The 16,126-nt window shown below is 39.7% G+C and carries 14 protein-coding genes and 1 other RNA gene; 7 read left to right on the forward strand and 8 right to left on the reverse strand.

Translation table 11 applies throughout. From position 1 onward, the window contains the following. Positions 1-33 precede the first annotated feature (33 nt). From ACFPZG_RS12780 to ACFPZG_RS12790, 3 genes are all read left to right on the forward strand, one after another. Positions 34-441 carry a hypothetical protein gene (locus tag ACFPZG_RS12780; protein WP_283732132.1) on the forward strand — a complete coding sequence of 136 codons (408 nt, stop codon included), beginning with the start codon at positions 34-36 and terminating at the stop codon, positions 439-441. Positions 442-678: 237 nt separating this feature from the next. Further along, positions 679-3,015 carry an RNA polymerase recycling motor HelD gene (gene helD / locus ACFPZG_RS12785; RefSeq protein WP_317940727.1) on the forward strand — a complete coding sequence of 779 codons (2,337 nt, stop codon included), beginning with the start codon at positions 679-681 and terminating at the stop codon, positions 3,013-3,015. 320 nt (positions 3,016-3,335) lie between these two features. Beyond that, positions 3,336-4,985 carry an FAD-binding dehydrogenase gene (locus ACFPZG_RS12790; protein WP_317940726.1) on the forward strand — a complete coding sequence of 550 codons (1,650 nt, stop codon included), beginning with the start codon at positions 3,336-3,338 and terminating at the stop codon, positions 4,983-4,985. A gap of 39 nt (positions 4,986-5,024) precedes the next feature. On the opposite strand, the gene ACFPZG_RS12795 is transcribed toward ACFPZG_RS12790, so the two are convergent. Both ACFPZG_RS12795 and tnpB read right to left on the reverse strand, forming a co-directional pair. Continuing rightward, a complete protein-coding gene (locus tag ACFPZG_RS12795; protein ID WP_317940725.1) occupies positions 5,025-6,239 on the reverse strand; it encodes an MFS transporter in 1,215 nt (404 codons plus the stop codon). A gap of 152 nt (positions 6,240-6,391) precedes the next feature. Beyond that, positions 6,392-7,543, reverse strand: coding sequence for an IS200/IS605 family element RNA-guided endonuclease TnpB (tnpB, locus tag ACFPZG_RS12800; protein ID WP_283732129.1), 1,152 nt, complete (start codon positions 7,541-7,543; stop codon positions 6,392-6,394). 345 nt (positions 7,544-7,888) lie between these two features. Here tnpB and ACFPZG_RS12805 point away from each other — a divergent pair, with 345 nt between their 5' ends. Further along, complete coding sequence (locus ACFPZG_RS12805; protein WP_283732128.1) at positions 7,889-8,731, forward strand: YitT family protein; 843 nt, start codon at positions 7,889-7,891, stop codon at positions 8,729-8,731. 33 nt (positions 8,732-8,764) lie between these two features. Here ACFPZG_RS12805 and ACFPZG_RS12810 read toward each other — a convergent pair whose 3' ends face one another. Both ACFPZG_RS12810 and ACFPZG_RS12815 read right to left on the reverse strand, forming a co-directional pair. Further along, positions 8,765-9,745 carry an LCP family protein gene (locus tag ACFPZG_RS12810; RefSeq protein ID WP_283732127.1) on the reverse strand — a complete coding sequence of 327 codons (981 nt, stop codon included), beginning with the start codon at positions 9,743-9,745 and terminating at the stop codon, positions 8,765-8,767. Between the two features lie 271 nt (positions 9,746-10,016). Beyond that, on the reverse strand, positions 10,017-10,949 hold the full coding sequence (locus ACFPZG_RS12815; protein WP_317940724.1) for a hypothetical protein: 933 nt from the start codon (positions 10,947-10,949) through the stop codon (positions 10,017-10,019). A 385-nt stretch (positions 10,950-11,334) separates the two neighbouring features. Here ACFPZG_RS12815 and ACFPZG_RS12820 point away from each other — a divergent pair, with 385 nt between their 5' ends. Further along, positions 11,335-11,940: a VanW family protein gene (locus tag ACFPZG_RS12820; RefSeq protein ID WP_283732124.1), complete on the forward strand. Its 606-nt coding sequence runs from the start codon at positions 11,335-11,337 to the stop codon at positions 11,938-11,940. 44 nt (positions 11,941-11,984) lie between these two features. Here ACFPZG_RS12820 and ACFPZG_RS12825 read toward each other — a convergent pair whose 3' ends face one another. The 3 genes from ACFPZG_RS12825 to ACFPZG_RS12835 all read right to left on the reverse strand — a co-directional run bounded on the left by ACFPZG_RS12825 (position 11,985) and on the right by ACFPZG_RS12835 (position 13,634). Further along, the gene (locus ACFPZG_RS12825; protein WP_283732123.1) at positions 11,985-12,278 is read right to left on the reverse strand and encodes a DUF2653 family protein; all 294 of its coding nucleotides are present in this window, start codon (positions 12,276-12,278) and stop codon (positions 11,985-11,987) included. Next, positions 12,266-12,721: a hypothetical protein gene (locus ACFPZG_RS12830; protein ID WP_317940723.1), complete on the reverse strand. Its 456-nt coding sequence runs from the start codon at positions 12,719-12,721 to the stop codon at positions 12,266-12,268. The genes ACFPZG_RS12825 and ACFPZG_RS12830 overlap by 13 nt, the downstream gene beginning before the upstream one ends. 94 nt (positions 12,722-12,815) lie before the next feature. Further along, entirely contained in the window at positions 12,816-13,634 is an 819-nt protein-coding gene (locus ACFPZG_RS12835) for a S1C family serine protease (protein ID WP_317940722.1), read from the reverse strand. Between the two features lie 300 nt (positions 13,635-13,934). Here ACFPZG_RS12835 and ACFPZG_RS12840 point away from each other — a divergent pair, with 300 nt between their 5' ends. After that, positions 13,935-14,228, forward strand: a complete 294-nt coding sequence (locus ACFPZG_RS12840; protein WP_381427510.1) for a YunC family protein — start codon at positions 13,935-13,937, stop codon at positions 14,226-14,228. A 407-nt stretch (positions 14,229-14,635) separates the two neighbouring features. Here the strand turns inward: ACFPZG_RS12840 and ssrS are convergent. Then, a non-coding RNA gene (gene ssrS, locus ACFPZG_RS12845) (6S RNA) lies at positions 14,636-14,828 on the reverse strand. Positions 14,829-14,952: 124 nt separating this feature from the next. On the opposite strand from ssrS, the gene cax reads away from it, so the two are divergent. After that, positions 14,953-16,008, forward strand: a complete 1,056-nt coding sequence (gene cax, locus ACFPZG_RS12850) for a calcium/proton exchanger (RefSeq protein WP_317940721.1) — start codon at positions 14,953-14,955, stop codon at positions 16,006-16,008. Positions 16,009-16,126 lie beyond the last annotated feature (118 nt).

Genomic DNA, 16,126 nt, shown 5'->3' on the forward strand with positions numbered 1-16,126 from the left:
TGTCTATTTCATGAAGAAAAAGGGGGTATCGGTTTGAAAAAGTTTATCGTAACCTCGATGTTTTTGTTTTGCCTATCATTGTATGCTTGTCAGGCTAATAATAAAGAATTGTCATTTATAGGTGAGGTTAAAAACTGGTTTGCAATAGTAACCGTTAATCAGAGTAACGGAAACGAAATCTATCAAATTCAAATTGAATACAAAGGAGATAACCTACAGGATATCAAAACATTTGGTTTCTATGTTAAATCGAAAAATAATGGAGTAATAAGTTTTGGCGGGGATGATTTAACTTTAAACAAAGAAGGCGTATTTTTTAGCGATTTACCAATTTCTAACAGTCCATCAACAAATAAAAATGATAAGTTGGAAATGAAAATAGATTGGAATGGAAGTAGTGAAGAATTTACATTACTAAACGAAAGTAATGATACCAAATAGGAAAACATAGAAAAAGGCAGTAGGGATGAAGTTAACATTCCTACTGCCTTTTAATCGTTATCGCAAGAATCGTCAAAAAACCTCAACTTCGCCTATTGAACGAAATGAGATAGTATGGTAAATTTATAAAGATAGACACTGTGTAATTAATGTGAATATATTAACCCTATTTTAATTATACATCATCATCTATTCATTAGTCAACCCTTTTACTCATTTTTTTAAGGAGTGTTTGCTATGGAATCGACGTTTCAGCACGAACAACAAAGAGTGGATCGTGTAACAGAAATTATTGAAGGACGAATTCTTAAATTAGGGGAAGATACAACCCGGCAACGGAATGAAGTTGTAAAGATCCGAAAATATTTTTGGGATGAAGTTAAGGTCAATGTCGATACGTTCGATGATTATCTTGAAACGATTATTGGATTAAGACAAGAAGCACAAGCCCTTGCTGTTAGTCAAAGCACGCATCGGCTTTCATCCAAAAAGTTGTCCACACTACAACGAATGAAGAAATCACCATATTTTGGTCGAATTGATTTTAGCGAAGAAGGGGTTCCGACTGAAGAACAGATTTATATCGGAATATCCACTTTAACAGATGATAGCGGGGAAGATTTCCTTGTCTATGACTGGAGAGCCCCGATTTCAAGTATTTACTACGATCATCACCCCGGTATGGCTTCTTATGTAACGCCGGGCGGGGTTATCCATGGTAGGTTGGAGAAAAAGTGGCAATATTTAATCCGTGATGGTGTACTCCAATCGATGTTTGATACAAGTCTCACAATTGGAGATGAGATTTTACAGATTGTTTTAGGCAAGGGTACCGATAAGCATATGCATAATATCGTGGCGACGATCCAGCAGGAGCAAAACCGAATCATTCGTCACGATTCGGGTAGGCTTCTTATCGTTCATGGTGCAGCAGGTAGCGGTAAAACGTCTGCGGCCCTACAACGAATCGCCTATTTACTTTACAAATATCGGGATAGTATGAGCGCTGACCAGATTATATTATTTTCGCCGAATTCTTTGTTCAATAATTATGTATCCAATGTCCTACCGGAGCTTGGTGAAGAAAATATGCAGCAAGTCACTTTTCAAGAGTATTTGAACCATCGTCTAAGCGATGGCTTCAAAGTGGAAAATCCATACGAGCAATTGGAATATGTTCTGACTGCTGAAAACACATCATCCTATAGATCAAGGGTGGAGGGCATTCGTTTCAAAGCCTCGACACCGTTTTTTGAAGCGATCGAATCGTATAGAAGAGGGTTAGAGACATCTAAAATGCTGTTTAAGGATATTCTTTTTAGAGGAAAACCGATTGTAACGAAACAGGAAATTGAAGATATATTTTACAGCAGCGATACCTCACTCCGTTTTCATAATCGCCTTGAAAAGTTGAAGGATTGGCTAATGAAGAGGGTGAATGAAGTTCGTAAAAACGAACTTACAAAGCCGTGGGTAGAAGAGGAAATTGAATTACTTAGCGATGAGGCATATCATAAGGCGCATAAGCATCTCGCGAAAAAGAAAGGCTTTAAGGGTGCGGCCGTTGCTGATTATGAAATGGAGCCGACAGAACTTGGCCGATTGATAGTTCAACAAAGATTTAAGCCACTTCGTAAACAAATAGAAGAGAATGCCTTCATAGACATGAAAGGGATTTACAAGCAGCTATTTACAAGTCCTCAGTATATCGAACAATGGATTGAAGGAGATTTGCCGGCAGAGTGGCAGTCTATTTGTCTAACTACACTTAGCACGATAGATGAAGGTAAGTTGTTGTATGAAGATGCCACGCCATATCTACTATTAAACGAGCTCATCCAGGGCTTTCAAACAAATAGGACGATTAAACATATCGTTGTCGATGAGGCGCAAGACTATTCACCATTCCAATTCGAATACTTGCGTCGTCTATTTCCTACCGCGAAGATGACTGTTTTAGGGGATTTTAATCAAGCTATTTTTGCACATGCAAGTGCACGCGTTGATTTCCAAGTACTAACTGGGCTTTTCGGGCCGGAAAACACGGAAGTTGTAAACTTATCACGAAGCTATCGTTCCACAAAGCCGATTATCGAGTTCACACGTCAACTCGTGCCGAACAGTGAGCAGATTATTCCGTTTGAACGTGATGGAGAGCACCCTGTTTTGACAAAACTGGCAAGTTCCGGTGAATTGCATAGCTGTATAACCTCTAAAGTCAGTGAGTTACAAAATGTTGGATACAATACGATTGCAATCATTTGTAAATCGGGAGAGGAAAGTGAGCGCGCTTATAATGCCTTATCCGGCATCGATGGTATCAAGCATGTAAGGAATGGATCGATGGAATATGAACAAGGGGTCGTTGTCATACCATCTTATTTGGCTAAAGGAATTGAATTCGATGCAGTCATTATTTACGATGCTTCAGAGCATGTTTATAACGATGAGAGCTTACGGAGGATTTTTTACACAGCCTGCACGAGAGCTATGCATTATTTACAATTGTACTGTGTGGGTGAACCGACTAATTTGTTGGAAGGCGTTTCGAATGAGAGTTACGTACAGAATTGAAGTGGAATTAAGGCGGTTGGGATGAATGAATCGTTCATTCCAGCTGCTTTTTTGCTTTATGAATTTCTCGCGTCCAAAGTAAATCCCGGCGCGTCCAAAGCAAGCCATTGCGCGTCCAAACAACTCGATTCCACGTCCAAAGCAAGCCCCTGCGCGTCCAAACAACTCGGTTCCACGTCCAAAGCAAGCCACTGCACGTCCAAACAACTCGGTTCCACGTCCAAAGCAAGCCCCTGCACGTCCATAGCAACTCGATGAAAAAAGGAGATTTCATCTTCTATATCGAATAGGTTGGTTAGAAAGTATTAGGGGGAATACTTATGGAATATGATGTCATTGTTGTCGGCGCCGGTCTTGCGGGCCTTGTCACGACTTCCGAATTGATCAAAGGTGGTAAGAAGGTATTACTCTTAGATCAAGAATCCGAAGAGTTTTTAGGCGGACAGGCATGGTGGTCTTTCGGTGGACTTTTTTTAGTCGATTCGCCTGAACAAAGAAGACTCGGCATTAAAGACTCTTTGGAGCTCGCGAGGCAAGATTGGATGGGGAGTGCTGGGTTTGATAGGGAAGAAGATGAGGATTATTGGGCGAAACAGTGGGCTGAGGCTTACCTCGAATTTGCGGCCGGTGAAAAAAGGGAATGGCTGCATTCGTTAGGGGTACGGTTTTTTCCGGTTGTCGGTTGGGCGGAACGTGGAGGATATTTAGCAGAGGGACATGGCAATTCAGTGCCTCGATTCCATATAGTTTGGGGAACTGGACCGGGAATTGTCCAACCATTCGAAAAGGCTGTGCGCGATGGAATGGAAAAAGGGCTTGTCGACTATCACCCACGCCATCAAGTCGACGAATTATTGACAGCGAATGGGGCAGTCATTGGTGTTCAAGGGTCAATCCTTGAGCCAAGTGGTGTCAAAAGAGGGGAATCGAGTTCGAGAACTGTCGTCGGGGAATTTACATATAATGCGCCTGCCGTTGTTGTATGCAGTGGTGGAATCGGAGCGAACTTTGATGTGGTCAGGGAGAATTGGCCAAAACGCCTTGGAAACCCACCGGAAAGGATGATTTCAGGAGTACCAGCCCATGTCGACGGGCGAATGTTGCCAATCACTGAAAAGGCTGGCGGGCGCATCGTCAACAAGGATCGGATGTGGCATTATACGGAAGGTATCAGGAATTGGAATCCAATCTGGCCATCTCACGGTATACGAATTCTCCCGGGACCTTCATCAATATGGTTGAATGCAGAGGGAAAACGTTTCGATGCTCCGAATTTCCCAGGTTTCGATACACTTGGGACGTTACATACGATTCAGGATACAGGCTATGATTATTCATGGTTCATCCTAACTGCAAAGATCATTGAAAAGGAATTTGCGTTATCTGGATCTGAACAGAACCCGGATTTGACAGGAAAAAGTATTAAACAAGTTCTTTCCAGAATATTACCAGGTCCTCCAAAACCCGTTCAGGCTTTTATGGACAAAGGGGAAGATTTTATTGTCGCCAGGACAATTGAAGAGTTAGTAGAGGGAATGAATCTCGTAACAGGCAATGAACTATTAGATGTCAATACAATCGAACGTCAATTGCTCGCGAGGGATCGAGAAATGGATAACAGTTTCACGAAAGACCTTCAAATTACTGCCCTACGAGGGGCCAGGAACTATATTGGGGATAAATTAATACGAGTCGCAAAGCCTCACAAAATACTTGATCCTAAAAACGGACCACTTATAGCGGTGCGGCTTAACATTTTAACAAGGAAAACATTAGGTGGACTTCAAACGGATCTTGAAGGACGCGTTATGAATGAATTCGAAAAAGCCGTGCCTGGATTATATGCAGCGGGTGAAGTCGCTGGGTTCGGCGGTGGAGGAGTACATGGATACCGGGCATTAGAAGGCACTTTTTTGGGTGGATGTCTATTTTCAGGAAGGCAAGTTGGACGGGCACTAAGTCAAATCTAATAGAAGCGCATTTCCCTTAACAATGGGAAATGCGCTTCTTCATAGTGTTAAACCCGGTTTTCTCGCATATTTCAAATAAACGATAAAAAACAAACAGGCGGCGAGTAATCGTAATATCGAATTTATGTACATCGCCGTCTCTACGCCTAAACTATTTAACAACCAAATTCCAATCTGTGGCGCGATAAACGCTACAACTGACAGTAATACGTTATAAGTGGTAATACAATACGTTCTTACTTCAGACGGAGACTGTTCCAATAGCAAGTTAAATAATAATAGCACTACACCAGCGAGGAAAAACCCCGAGGAAGTTTGGATAATTGTAATATAGAATAGGTTCGTAGACAAAACGGTTAGAAAAGGGGTGGTTGCCATCCCGATTGCCGCCCAGACGAAAACCAATGTATTTGACCTTTTTTCTGCCCACTTTTTCCATAATGGAAATGAAATAATTTGAGCTAACATGCTTCCTACTGAAAACATGCTAATCCAAAAGATGGTTACACCGACAACTCTAACGTGATAGATATTAAAAATACCCCATGCCATCTGCCATGCAAAATTAAAGAATAATGCTGCAACTAAAAATGAAACGTAATTTTTATATTTAAAAATCGACCAATCCATTGTTTTCTTTTTAAGCGATGTTTCATCAATCTTTGCGGGTTGCTCATCATGCTTCATCAGGAGGAATACTTCAAGTAAACCGAAGCAAAAGGCGATTCCGAACAATATTTGATACGCAATCACATTTTCAGAAGCGTCCTTCATTAAAATACCGATCAGAAGTGTGGAACAGAGTCCAACAATCGTTAATAATCGGTTTCGGTCACTAAAAAAGGTTCCTCGGTTGGATTCTGGAACGAGCCCGCTTATGAACGTCTGCCATCCTACGTTTGCAACAGTATTCGGCAAGTTCATCAGTGCAATGATGACTAAAAACATCCACGCTTGTGTAGGCTGAGACGGAATAAAAACAAGCGCAATAATTAATAGAAACATTAATCGTGCGAGCAATACGGAAACAGCGACAAGTTTCTTCTGTGTTTGTGCACGATTTAATAGAATTGCTGCTGGAATTGTCATGAGTAGTGCCATTAACGGGGGGAGTGAACTGATTAACCCAACCTGGTAATTGGTTGCTCCTAAAATAGTGATTGCAAAAATCGGGAAAAAGTTACCTGAAAAGTTTACTGCAACTGTTGAAGCCATGCCATGATAGATGCTTATTTTTTCATTGTAAGTACGCATTAGTCACTCCACATTTCTATGTATCTAACCCTTGTATACAGATTATATACTTAGATTTGCAGAAAACAAGTCCAATTTTGAACTACCCCCACTTTCGCTTCGCTTAGAAGTGAGGGATTCCTAAGAACTCCACCCCAATGGGCAGATATTGATTAGGCGATCCCCGTAGTCCCTACGGTTAGCAGTCTCATCGCTTCTTTTCTAATATTTTTCCCTGCGTTAATATCCCGGTCATGATGAGTGCCACAAGTCAGGCAAGTCCAGTCACGGAGATTCAGGTTCTTAACCTCTTTATTCCGGTGACCACAATCCGAACACAGCTGGGAACTTGGATAGATTTTTGATACAGCGACAACCTGCTTGCCGTACCATTCCGCCTTGTACTCCAACATTTTACGGAACTGTGACCAAGATGCTTCACTGATTGCTTTGGCGAGTTTACGGTTTTTTAGCATGTTGGACACCTGCAAATCCTCAATGCCTACAACATCGTGGTTTTTGATGATGTGCGTCGAGATTTTCTGCAGGTAATCCGTCCTGGCATTTGTAATCCGTTCATGTATCTGCGCCACTTTGCGCTTCTGCTTTAGATAGTTCTTCGCCTCGGACAGTGGGCATTGGCGGTTCACTGCTCCCCTTTGCCGCCTGGAAAGAACGCGTTGTGCATCCGCCAGCTTCTTTTCCATGTTTCGGAACCACTTAGGGTTGCCAAATACCTCGCCCGTTGAAAGGACCGCAAAATCGTTCAGTCCCATATCCACGCCAACAGTCGAACTGGTTTTAGGAAGCTCGCTGATTTCCACTTCCGTTAGGACGGATACGAAATATTTCCCGCTCGGTCGGCGTGTAACGGTTGAATTAAGAATGCGTCCATCTACTTCTTGGCTTTTCGCAATACGCACTAGTCCAAGCTTTGGTAATTTAATTTTTTTATCGAGTAGGGCAATGTTTCCATTCGTATGTTTTGTCGTGTAGGATTGTACGTTGTTCATTTTGGATTTGAAACGGGGATGTTTATTCTGCCCTTTAAAGAAACGATTATACGAATCGGCGAGATGCTTCACGGATGTTTGAATGGCTATGCTATCGACTTCACGCAGCCAAGGCAATTCACTTTTCAGAAGAGGTAGCTGTTTGGAACAGACGTTGTAGGACAGCCCTTTTCCGGTTTCTTTATACGCGTCTGTCCATTTCGCCAGAAAATGATTGAAGACAAATCGCGAACAGCCAATTGTTTTTACAATCAATTGTTCCTGCTCCTTGTTTGGATAGAGTCTAAATTTATACGCTTTATGGACCAGCATACCCTTCATCTCCATCTATCTGTGTGATATTTATTATGACTCTGCATAGGAACATAGGTTCCATTTATTTGACTTTACCAATAATTTGACGCAGTGTCAAGGCTGCGCCTAACCGACATTCATCTCCCGCTTACTCATTGGTCTTCGCCCTTCTCATTCCTTGAAGTGGGAGTCTTCTGTTGGATTTTGATAAATATAACCACAAATATTAGTTGAATAAGCATTACCAATAGCTTAGGAAGTTATAAATATACCGATGTTTTTTATAGTCAAAACGTGGAATAGTGAAAAGAAGATACTTTCTTGAATTGTAGTATAATCGATTAGATATTAAAGGAGGTACTTATGTTTTTTATCGAGGCGAAAAGAATTATTGCGGTGATTTTCAGTGCTTTATTGGTAGCAATTTCATTAAACTTCTTCCTCATAAATGCCAATGTTTACGCAAGTGGATTTGCTGGAGCTGCCCAGCTTGTTTCCAGCATTTTGAATGATCATTTTGGAATATCACTAAGTACTGGAATTTTACTTTTGTTATTCAATATTCCTGTATTCATTCTTGGTTGGTTTAAAGTCGGTAGAGGTTTTACTATCTATAGTATAATATCGGTCTTTTTTACAACTTTGTTCCTTGAGTTATTGCCAATACTTTCACTATCCAATGATATTATTCTAAATGCGGTTTTCGGTGGGGTGATTGCAGGAGTTGGAGTTGGGATATCGTTAAAGCTTGGAGCATCCACCGGCGGAATGGATATTGTCGCAATGGTATTGTCCCGTCTACAGGATAAACCTATCGGTACGTATTTCTTATTGTTGAATGGAATTATTATTGTGCTTGCAGGCTTCTTATATGAACCAGAGAATGCACTTTATACGATGGTTGCCCTGTACGTCACTACTTCAGTCATTGATATGCTTCACACAAGACACGAGAAGGTAACGGCAATGATCATCACACATAAGGCAGATGACCTCCAACAAGCAATTCATAACAAAATGGTGCGAGGAATTACGATTGTGCCAGCAAAGGGCGCATATTCCAAAGAAGAGAAAAATATGTTGTATTTAGTAATCACAAGATATGAATTATATGATTTGGAAAAGATCATTAATGAAGTTGATCCGCAAGCCTTTACAAACATTGTTCAAACTGTAGGCATCTTCGGCTTTTTCAGAAGAGAATAAAGAGGCATCCCTTTGTAATCGGGATGCCTTTTTTTATTTATTCGTTAAACTTTCTGTATCCGCTATCTCTTTTTTATCGCTAAGGAAATCATTCAAAGCCTCAATGTTTTGCTCCATATCGATATCAAGGACCGCACCTACATAATCAACTCGTTTATCGGAGTATGAGCCATCAACCGGAAGACGCAATGTCTCGATTTTTTCGGATTTATTGTCCATAATCCCTTTACCGATCGAGAGAATCTTCATCTTATCAAGATTCGTATCGACATATGCATCAGCCGCACCTAAGAGCTTTGGTAGACTTAAAATGCTATGGATACTTACAGCTTCATCTTTCAATTTTGAAAGTACTTCCTGTTGACGATCCACGCGACCAAAATCATTTTTGGAATCATGACGGAAACGGACGTATCCTAATAGTTGGTCACCGTGTAAAATTTGCTTGCCTGGCTTTAGCGTCATATAAATCCCGTGTTCCATCGTATAGGGGATGTCAACCTCTATTCCGTCCGGTGCAATAATATCAGCAATCTTTGGAAAACCTTTAAAGTCAACCATTGCGTAATAGTGTATATCTAACCCGAAGTTTTCTTTAATTGTCTGTCGGACCAATTCTGGACCTCCGACTGTATAGGCAGTGTTAATCTTTTGCTTTCTATAACCGGGTATATCCACGTATACATCTCGCATAATAGAAATTAATTTTACTTTTTTGGTTTCCTGATTGTAATTAGCAATCATTAATGTGTCTGAATGTCCGTCTTCATTTTTACGGGCGTCCGATCCTAAGAGTAATACATTGATCTCTCCGAATTGTGGTTCAGGACCGTCAAAAATACCGAAGTCTTCATTTTGTCCTTTTAATGTCCCATCACCAGAAAGCGATAATCCTTTATTATATTGGTCGACCCAATAATAAACTCCGAAGGCAAGCAACACTAAAATGATGCCGATACCAATTCCGAACTTCTTTTTTCTTTTCTTTTGCGTCCTTATGTCGTGTCTATTCATCTAAGTCACCGCCTTATCTATATAAAATCTTAATTTATTAATATGATTGATTAGCACGCGTATCATATCACCTAATAACTTACTGGGCAAGTATTATTTCAATAGATATAGACGTACAAGGACTTGAAAAGTTTTATAGTTTCCGTAAAAAGTTTATTGTGAAAATAAAGGCAAAACAGAGGATTGTTTAGTTAAAGTCAAAAAATGGTTAAAAATAGCCTTTGCCATAAGTTAGTCGCTCATGGCAAAGGCTATTTATTGATGTCACGATTTATCTTCCGGGCACATCCCGCTCTTCAACAAACACATGTACATCAGGCTCATGCTCCTCATTGATTTCGAGAGCTTTTTTCTCTGCATCCTCCCTGTTCTCATATAATCCTACTTCAAGGTAAAACTCGCTTTCCCATGTGGAAAATAGTATTCCGTTTTCCCGAAGTACTCGCAGTCCTTTTTCTTTTAATAAATATTCTTCATAATAAGGAATATCTCCACCGAATAAATGAGAAGGAGTTCGTACGGTGTATAGTTTTGTTGCGGTCGGTTCCTCATCTGCAGCAACACTGACTACAAGTTGTGCAGGATCGGCATATTCCTCACCTGCAATTTTTACCGGTCCTTTAAAAACGATTGTAAAACGAATGGCTGAATCATCATGTGTGACGAGCCAATAGGCATCCTCAACTAAATCACTGTTTTTCAAATCGATGAATTCATTTGCATCAAATGCCCGTGCCCCGTGTATCGTAAAGGTCATCGTATACGGATTTTCTTGATATTTAATCATATAGACCGGTGCTAAAAGCTGATATTCTTCTTCTTCACCCCTCTGCGTGAAATGGATACTGATATGTTCCACATCATCTTCTTTTTCAAAAGTAATCGATTTGACGTTTACATTATCTGTAATCGTTCCTCCTGTTGCCAATCCATACTCAAACGCAAATGTCTTGACTGGATTCCCAGTATCTGAAATGTCATTGCTTTTGGAATTTGTGGTGGCGACAGCCTCATCTTTCTCCGGTTCCTCGGATACCGGTTCGTTTCCAAATTCAACAGCTTTTACTATATGGCCTAAAACAGGAGTATCCGATATACGTGCTGCGAAGCTTGGTATCGTATTTACTGCAGCAATGAACAGGATGAAAGTCGCGATTAGCCAAGCTAAAAAAGGGAAGCCGTTTTTGCTATTTTGCTTTTTCATTTAGTTTATCCTCCTTTTTAGTTCAATTTTCCGAATTTAGTAGATATATATATCCTATCATTTGAGTTTGAAAAATAGAGCAGATAACTGAAATATATTTTTATGGCAGGAAGGATAAGAAGATTTGCAAGATGAATATAGTAGAGAGTCGCTATGATGATTACAAGGGGAGAAAATGATGCGATTGTCAGAGATTCATCCATTTTTTTATCATGCTCGAATTGAGCAGAAAAGGTTTTTTCGCTACATTAGTAATTTGAAGACTAAGAAACAGTTCGCAAGGCAAAAGGTCGAAACGAATTTTCGATTCACATGTAAAAAACATCAATCCTTATTACGGAGAAGATTAGGGGACAGTGATCCGATTCTGCAGGAGAATAAAATCGTGAACGTAAGAATGGCCGCAAGTAGAATTGACGGTATACTCATTCAACCGGGAGAAGTATTTTCCTTTTGGGAATTGGTTGGGAGGGCCACAAAGAAAAAAGGTTATATCGAAGGGATGCAATTATCAAGAGGAGAAGTGAAAACCGGAATCGGGGGCGGTATTTGTCAGTTGGCAAACCTTCTCTATTGGATGGTGCTACATACACCGATGACTGTTATTGAACGGCATCATCATAGCTTTGATCCTTTCCCTGATGAGGGAAGGGTTCTTCCGTTCGGCAGCGGGGCGAGCGTTTTTTATAATTATGTGGACTTGCGGTTTAAGAATACGACTACTTATACGTTTCAAATCCGTTTATGGCTGACGGATCGACATTTGAAAGGTGCTGTTTTTGTGAATGAAGAAATGGAATATAGTTACCATATTGAAGAAAGGGAACATCAATTTTATCGACAAAAAGAAAAAAACTATAGAAAGAACGAAATTTGGCGGCGGACGATTGATAAGCGCACAGGGGACTGTGTAAGTGAAGAATTAGTCATAAAGAATAATTCAGAAGTGAAGTATGAGGTGAGTGAGAGGGAGTTAGTCACAACAAGTTAAAAAGGCCAGGCGGTCATTTGCCCGCCCGGCCATGCATTAAAATGTCACTGTATAGAAGCAATAATTCCTTCTTCCCTATCCAGCAAAAGTTTTATGCTTGCTGCATAAGGATCACCTTGTAATACTTCCTTTATATAGAAGCGAATTGATTGAATCATTTCGAACGAGCCAATCACGTATTTTTTATCGAAAAATTCCACTTCCGCAGAAAAGCCTTCATCATCGTCATAGATTAACTCAACTTCAACGTTTTCTGGCAACACATTTTCATGTTTCCATGCTTGTTCAAGACAAATCGCATTAATGATATCTTGCTCGGACATCATTAATTCCGCCATTGATTAACTTCCTCTTTTTCTTTCTTCGCTTTTAGAAGCGTGAAGATCTTCCGTATTAGACTAATCGCAAATACAATAGCAAGTACATTGATCATTAAGCCTAAAATTGACCCTAACATTCCCATATTGGCGAATAGGCTACCGAAAAGTAAGCCTGCAAGCCCTCCGATGAACAATCCCCTCATAAGTCCGCCGGAGAAGAAACCGCCCTTCGTGGAAGTGTTTTGGGAAGATTTATTAAATGATGTGTTTTCATCTTGTTTTTTCTTATCCACTTTTGGTTGATTATTGATGCTGTTTTGTTGTGGATTTGTATTAAAGCCTTTCTTTCCTGATTTATACCTTTTCGCTTCAACAGTTGTTGCATGATCATTTAACACTAAGCTGCCGATAGGCGACATAACAATCGTCAAGGCAATTAGCGCAGACAAGATTTTCTTCAATTTCATTTCCCTCCAGTTAGCTGTAAAAAAACTAAGATGTACCTAAAATAGTATAATTCATTTTAAAAGTAAACTATACTAATTTGCCTTATTGTTAGTGGTTAAGTTGATATTCGTAAAACAAATCGATCGGGATGAATAATCCAACTTTGCCATGCTCTTCATGATCCAAAGTAGCAAAGACGACACCGACCACTTGCCCGTATTCATTTATTACCGGACTACCACTATTTCCCCGATATACCGGAGCTTTTATCATAATTACCTCGTCCACCCAGTTTTTTAATGTAATGGGAGCCAATATTGTTCCTTCATTTGCGATTCCTTTAAAGCTTAATGGATTTCCGATAAAAGTAATCGGGTCATTTTCTTCCATTCCGTTGTCCTTTGCAAGAGGTAGGGAAGGAAAGTCGTTCCCTTCAATTTCAAGTACAGCCAAATCGATCTCCGGATATGTTTCTAAAATGGTTGCATTATAACGACCATCCTCCGGAAAAACGACTGTAATAAAATTATTTTCTTCAATTACATGATAATTTGTTAAAATTATGCCTTCTTCGGATATGGAGAACCCCGTCCCTTTTCCGTTCTCGGTCGAAACAACCACAACAGATTTTTTATAGGTAGCTATATTTTCCTGTTTCGAAAGTTTTGCAGACGTTATTAGAAATTCAATCGCCGGAATCGAAAACACTTGAAAAAGTCCAACAAACGTACTCAGCGCTAACGTGATCGACATTAGCCAAACAAACCATTTCGGAATACGTCTCTTTGGTAACGCAACTTCCTCGGACGATCTTAGCAAAGCCTCCCTTTGAGCCTCCAACACAAGTTCATTTATCTCCTCATCACTCATTTGTTCGAACTGATCATTGCTTTCATCGTGGACAAGATTATCTTTTTCAGTAGTCAATTACTATTCACTTCCCCGCAAGTAAGAACTTTCTATTATTATAGCAAAAATTTGAATTAATTTAGAATGAACCTAAACCTGTACCTGATATTTCGTTGCTTGAAGTGGAAGGCGGCGACTCCTGTGGGGTTAAGCGCGAATGGTGAGACCCCGCAGGAGCAAAGCGACGAGGAGGCTCACCCGCGCCCCACGGAAAGCGTCCGCCTGAAACGTAAAGCAACAGTTATAATGTAATCCGTTCACATTTTGTACCTTACCACCATATGTATAAAGGGGAAAGGGGAGAGTAACTTGGTTTCAATGACACCCATTATTATAAACGGTCACACATTTACAGCAGTGACTGTTCTGTTACCTAAAACAACCTTACTTACCGTCTCAAACGACAAAGGATACATCATGTGTGGTGCACTTGATGTAGCTTTACTGAATAACGTCCTTGCAGATCGGAAAATAATCGCTGGAAGAGCTGTCGGGGTAAAAACAATCGAACAATTATTAAAAGCTCCACTCGAATCAATTACAAAAGAAGCAGAAACTTTAGGGATTCATGTAGGCATGATTGGTGAAGAAGCCTTATTAAAAATGGTATAAAGAAAAAGCATCGAATCGGTTGTTGTGAACCGCTTCGATGCTTTTTCTTTTTAAATATTAACGATTGTTGTTGTTATTGTTATTATTGTTGTTATTTCTGTTATTACGGTTATTCTTATTCCTGTCGTCGTTGTTTCTGTTGTTATTATCTTGATTGTTTACATCAAAAAAGTCTTGACCGAATTCAGTATTGTTGTTTCTGTTTTGATTTCGATTGTTTTGGTCGTTCCTGTTGTTATTGTTGTTCCTGTTTTGTCTATTGTCTGGCATATGAGACATCTCCTTAAATAATTGTTAAGTGAAATGGTCACTTACACAATGTATGATGTCCTAAGTTCAAAAAAATATCCTTTAACATAATAAATGTAAAAAACACCATCCAATGGATGGTGTTGAAATTATGTATCAAACAAGCCGCTTTTGCCGTATCGAGTCATAGAAAGTTTTAAACCACCACTCCTCAAAGTGGGTGTTCGCAGAAACGCTCCTGTTCGTCCCGATTAATAATGAATCGGGCATACCATTCCTGTTTCAATGTAAAACTCCCTTTTACAGCTTAAAGGTTAAAACTTAATGTGAATACGTACAATGCAGCCTGTGAATTCATCTTACATGACTTTTTGCTGCGTGGCAATGAAAATAACTTCCAGTTCCAAAAAGGAATGGAAGCCGTTTGCATTTTCGCCTATAGGGAAAGATAAGTTAGCGAAAGGGAGTGAGGAATATGAATCGTGTATTTTTGTTTCTTGCATTCACAGGAGTTCCGTCGGTGTTGATTGGCTCTTTATTAAATTGGCCTGCGATTCCTATTTTTTTAATAAGCTGTGTTAGTATCATTGCGCTTTCGGGGTTTATTGGCAGAGCAACGGAAAGTCTTGCCATTGTGAGTGGACCGAGAATAGGCGGCTTATTGAATGCAACATTCGGCAATGCAGTCGAATTGATCATTTCTATATTCACATTAAAAGCAGGTTTAATCGGGATCGTTCTTGCATCGCTAACAGGGTCCGTCCTTGGGAACTTGTTGCTTGTATTGGGTTTTTCCTTTTTTGCGGGAGGGATTAAATATAAAACGCAAAATTTCAGCATTCGTGATGCCCGATATAATTCAGGTTTGTTAATATTTGCGGTTATTGTTGCATTTGTGATTCCCGAAATCTTTTCGCTGAAGATGAATCCTCAAAATACGGTTACATTAAGTATAGGCGTATCGATCATTTTAATCGCCTTATATTTGGCTGGCCTGTTTTTTAAACTTGTGACACATCGAGGTGTGTTTGCTTCTTCCGATAAAGATGTGGAAAAGGAAATTGAAATTCCAGAATGGTCAAAGAACAAGTCGATCATTGTACTTCTTTTATCAACTGTTGCTGTTGCGTTTGTATCCGAAAAATTAGTGCATACATTCGAAACGCTTGGTGACCGATTCGGTTGGACGGAATTATTCATTGGAGTCATCATCGTTGCAATTGTAGGGAACGCTGCGGAACACTTCTCAGCAATAACGATGGCAATGAAAGATAGGATGGATGTGGCTGTCGAAATTGCGGTTGGTTCAACATTACAGGTAGCTATGTTTGTCGCACCTATACTTGTTATCGTTTCACTATTCATGCCAGTGACGATGCCATTAGTGTTTACAATTCCTGAATTGGTAGCCATGGTAACAGCTACTTTTCTTGTTATCAATTTATGTAATGATGGTGAATCCAATTGGTTTGAGGGTCTAACGTTACTATCTGCGTATCTTATTATTGGTATTGGGTTTTATTTCTTATAAAGAATAAATTTTATCACAATAACTTTAATTTGAATTGTATTCATATTTAAAGCATTTATTTAATTTAAATATAACTGTTTATTATATCTTGTTTGGAATGGTGTTAAAATGAACTACA

It is taken from the genome of Sporosarcina thermotolerans (assembly GCF_042658975.1).
Classification (GTDB): Bacteria; Bacillota; Bacilli; order Bacillales_A; family Planococcaceae; genus Sporosarcina; species Sporosarcina thermotolerans.

Excerpts from the sequence above, each read along its gene's own strand:
- ACFPZG_RS12810 (WP_283732127.1), bottom strand. The coding sequence starts at position 9,745 with ATGAATAGACACGACATAAGGACGCAAAAGAAAAGAAAAAAGAAGTTC.
- ACFPZG_RS12805 (WP_283732128.1), top strand. The coding sequence starts at position 7,889 with ATGTTTTTTATCGAGGCGAAAAGAATTATTGCGGTGATTTTCAGTGCT.
- ACFPZG_RS12815 (WP_317940724.1), bottom strand. The coding sequence starts at position 10,949 with ATGAAAAAGCAAAATAGCAAAAACGGCTTCCCTTTTTTAGCTTGGCTA.
- ACFPZG_RS12825 (WP_283732123.1), bottom strand. The coding sequence starts at position 12,278 with ATGGCGGAATTAATGATGTCCGAGCAAGATATCATTAATGCGATTTGT.
- ACFPZG_RS12795 (WP_317940725.1), bottom strand. The coding sequence starts at position 6,239 with ATGCGTACTTACAATGAAAAAATAAGCATCTATCATGGCATGGCTTCA.
- helD (WP_317940727.1), top strand. The coding sequence starts at position 679 with ATGGAATCGACGTTTCAGCACGAACAACAAAGAGTGGATCGTGTAACA.
- tnpB (WP_283732129.1), bottom strand. The coding sequence starts at position 7,543 with ATGCTGGTCCATAAAGCGTATAAATTTAGACTCTATCCAAACAAGGAG.
- cax (WP_317940721.1), top strand. The coding sequence starts at position 14,953 with ATGAATCGTGTATTTTTGTTTCTTGCATTCACAGGAGTTCCGTCGGTG.
- ACFPZG_RS12840 (WP_381427510.1), top strand. The coding sequence starts at position 13,935 with ATGACACCCATTATTATAAACGGTCACACATTTACAGCAGTGACTGTT.
- ACFPZG_RS12790 (WP_317940726.1), top strand. The coding sequence starts at position 3,336 with ATGGAATATGATGTCATTGTTGTCGGCGCCGGTCTTGCGGGCCTTGTC.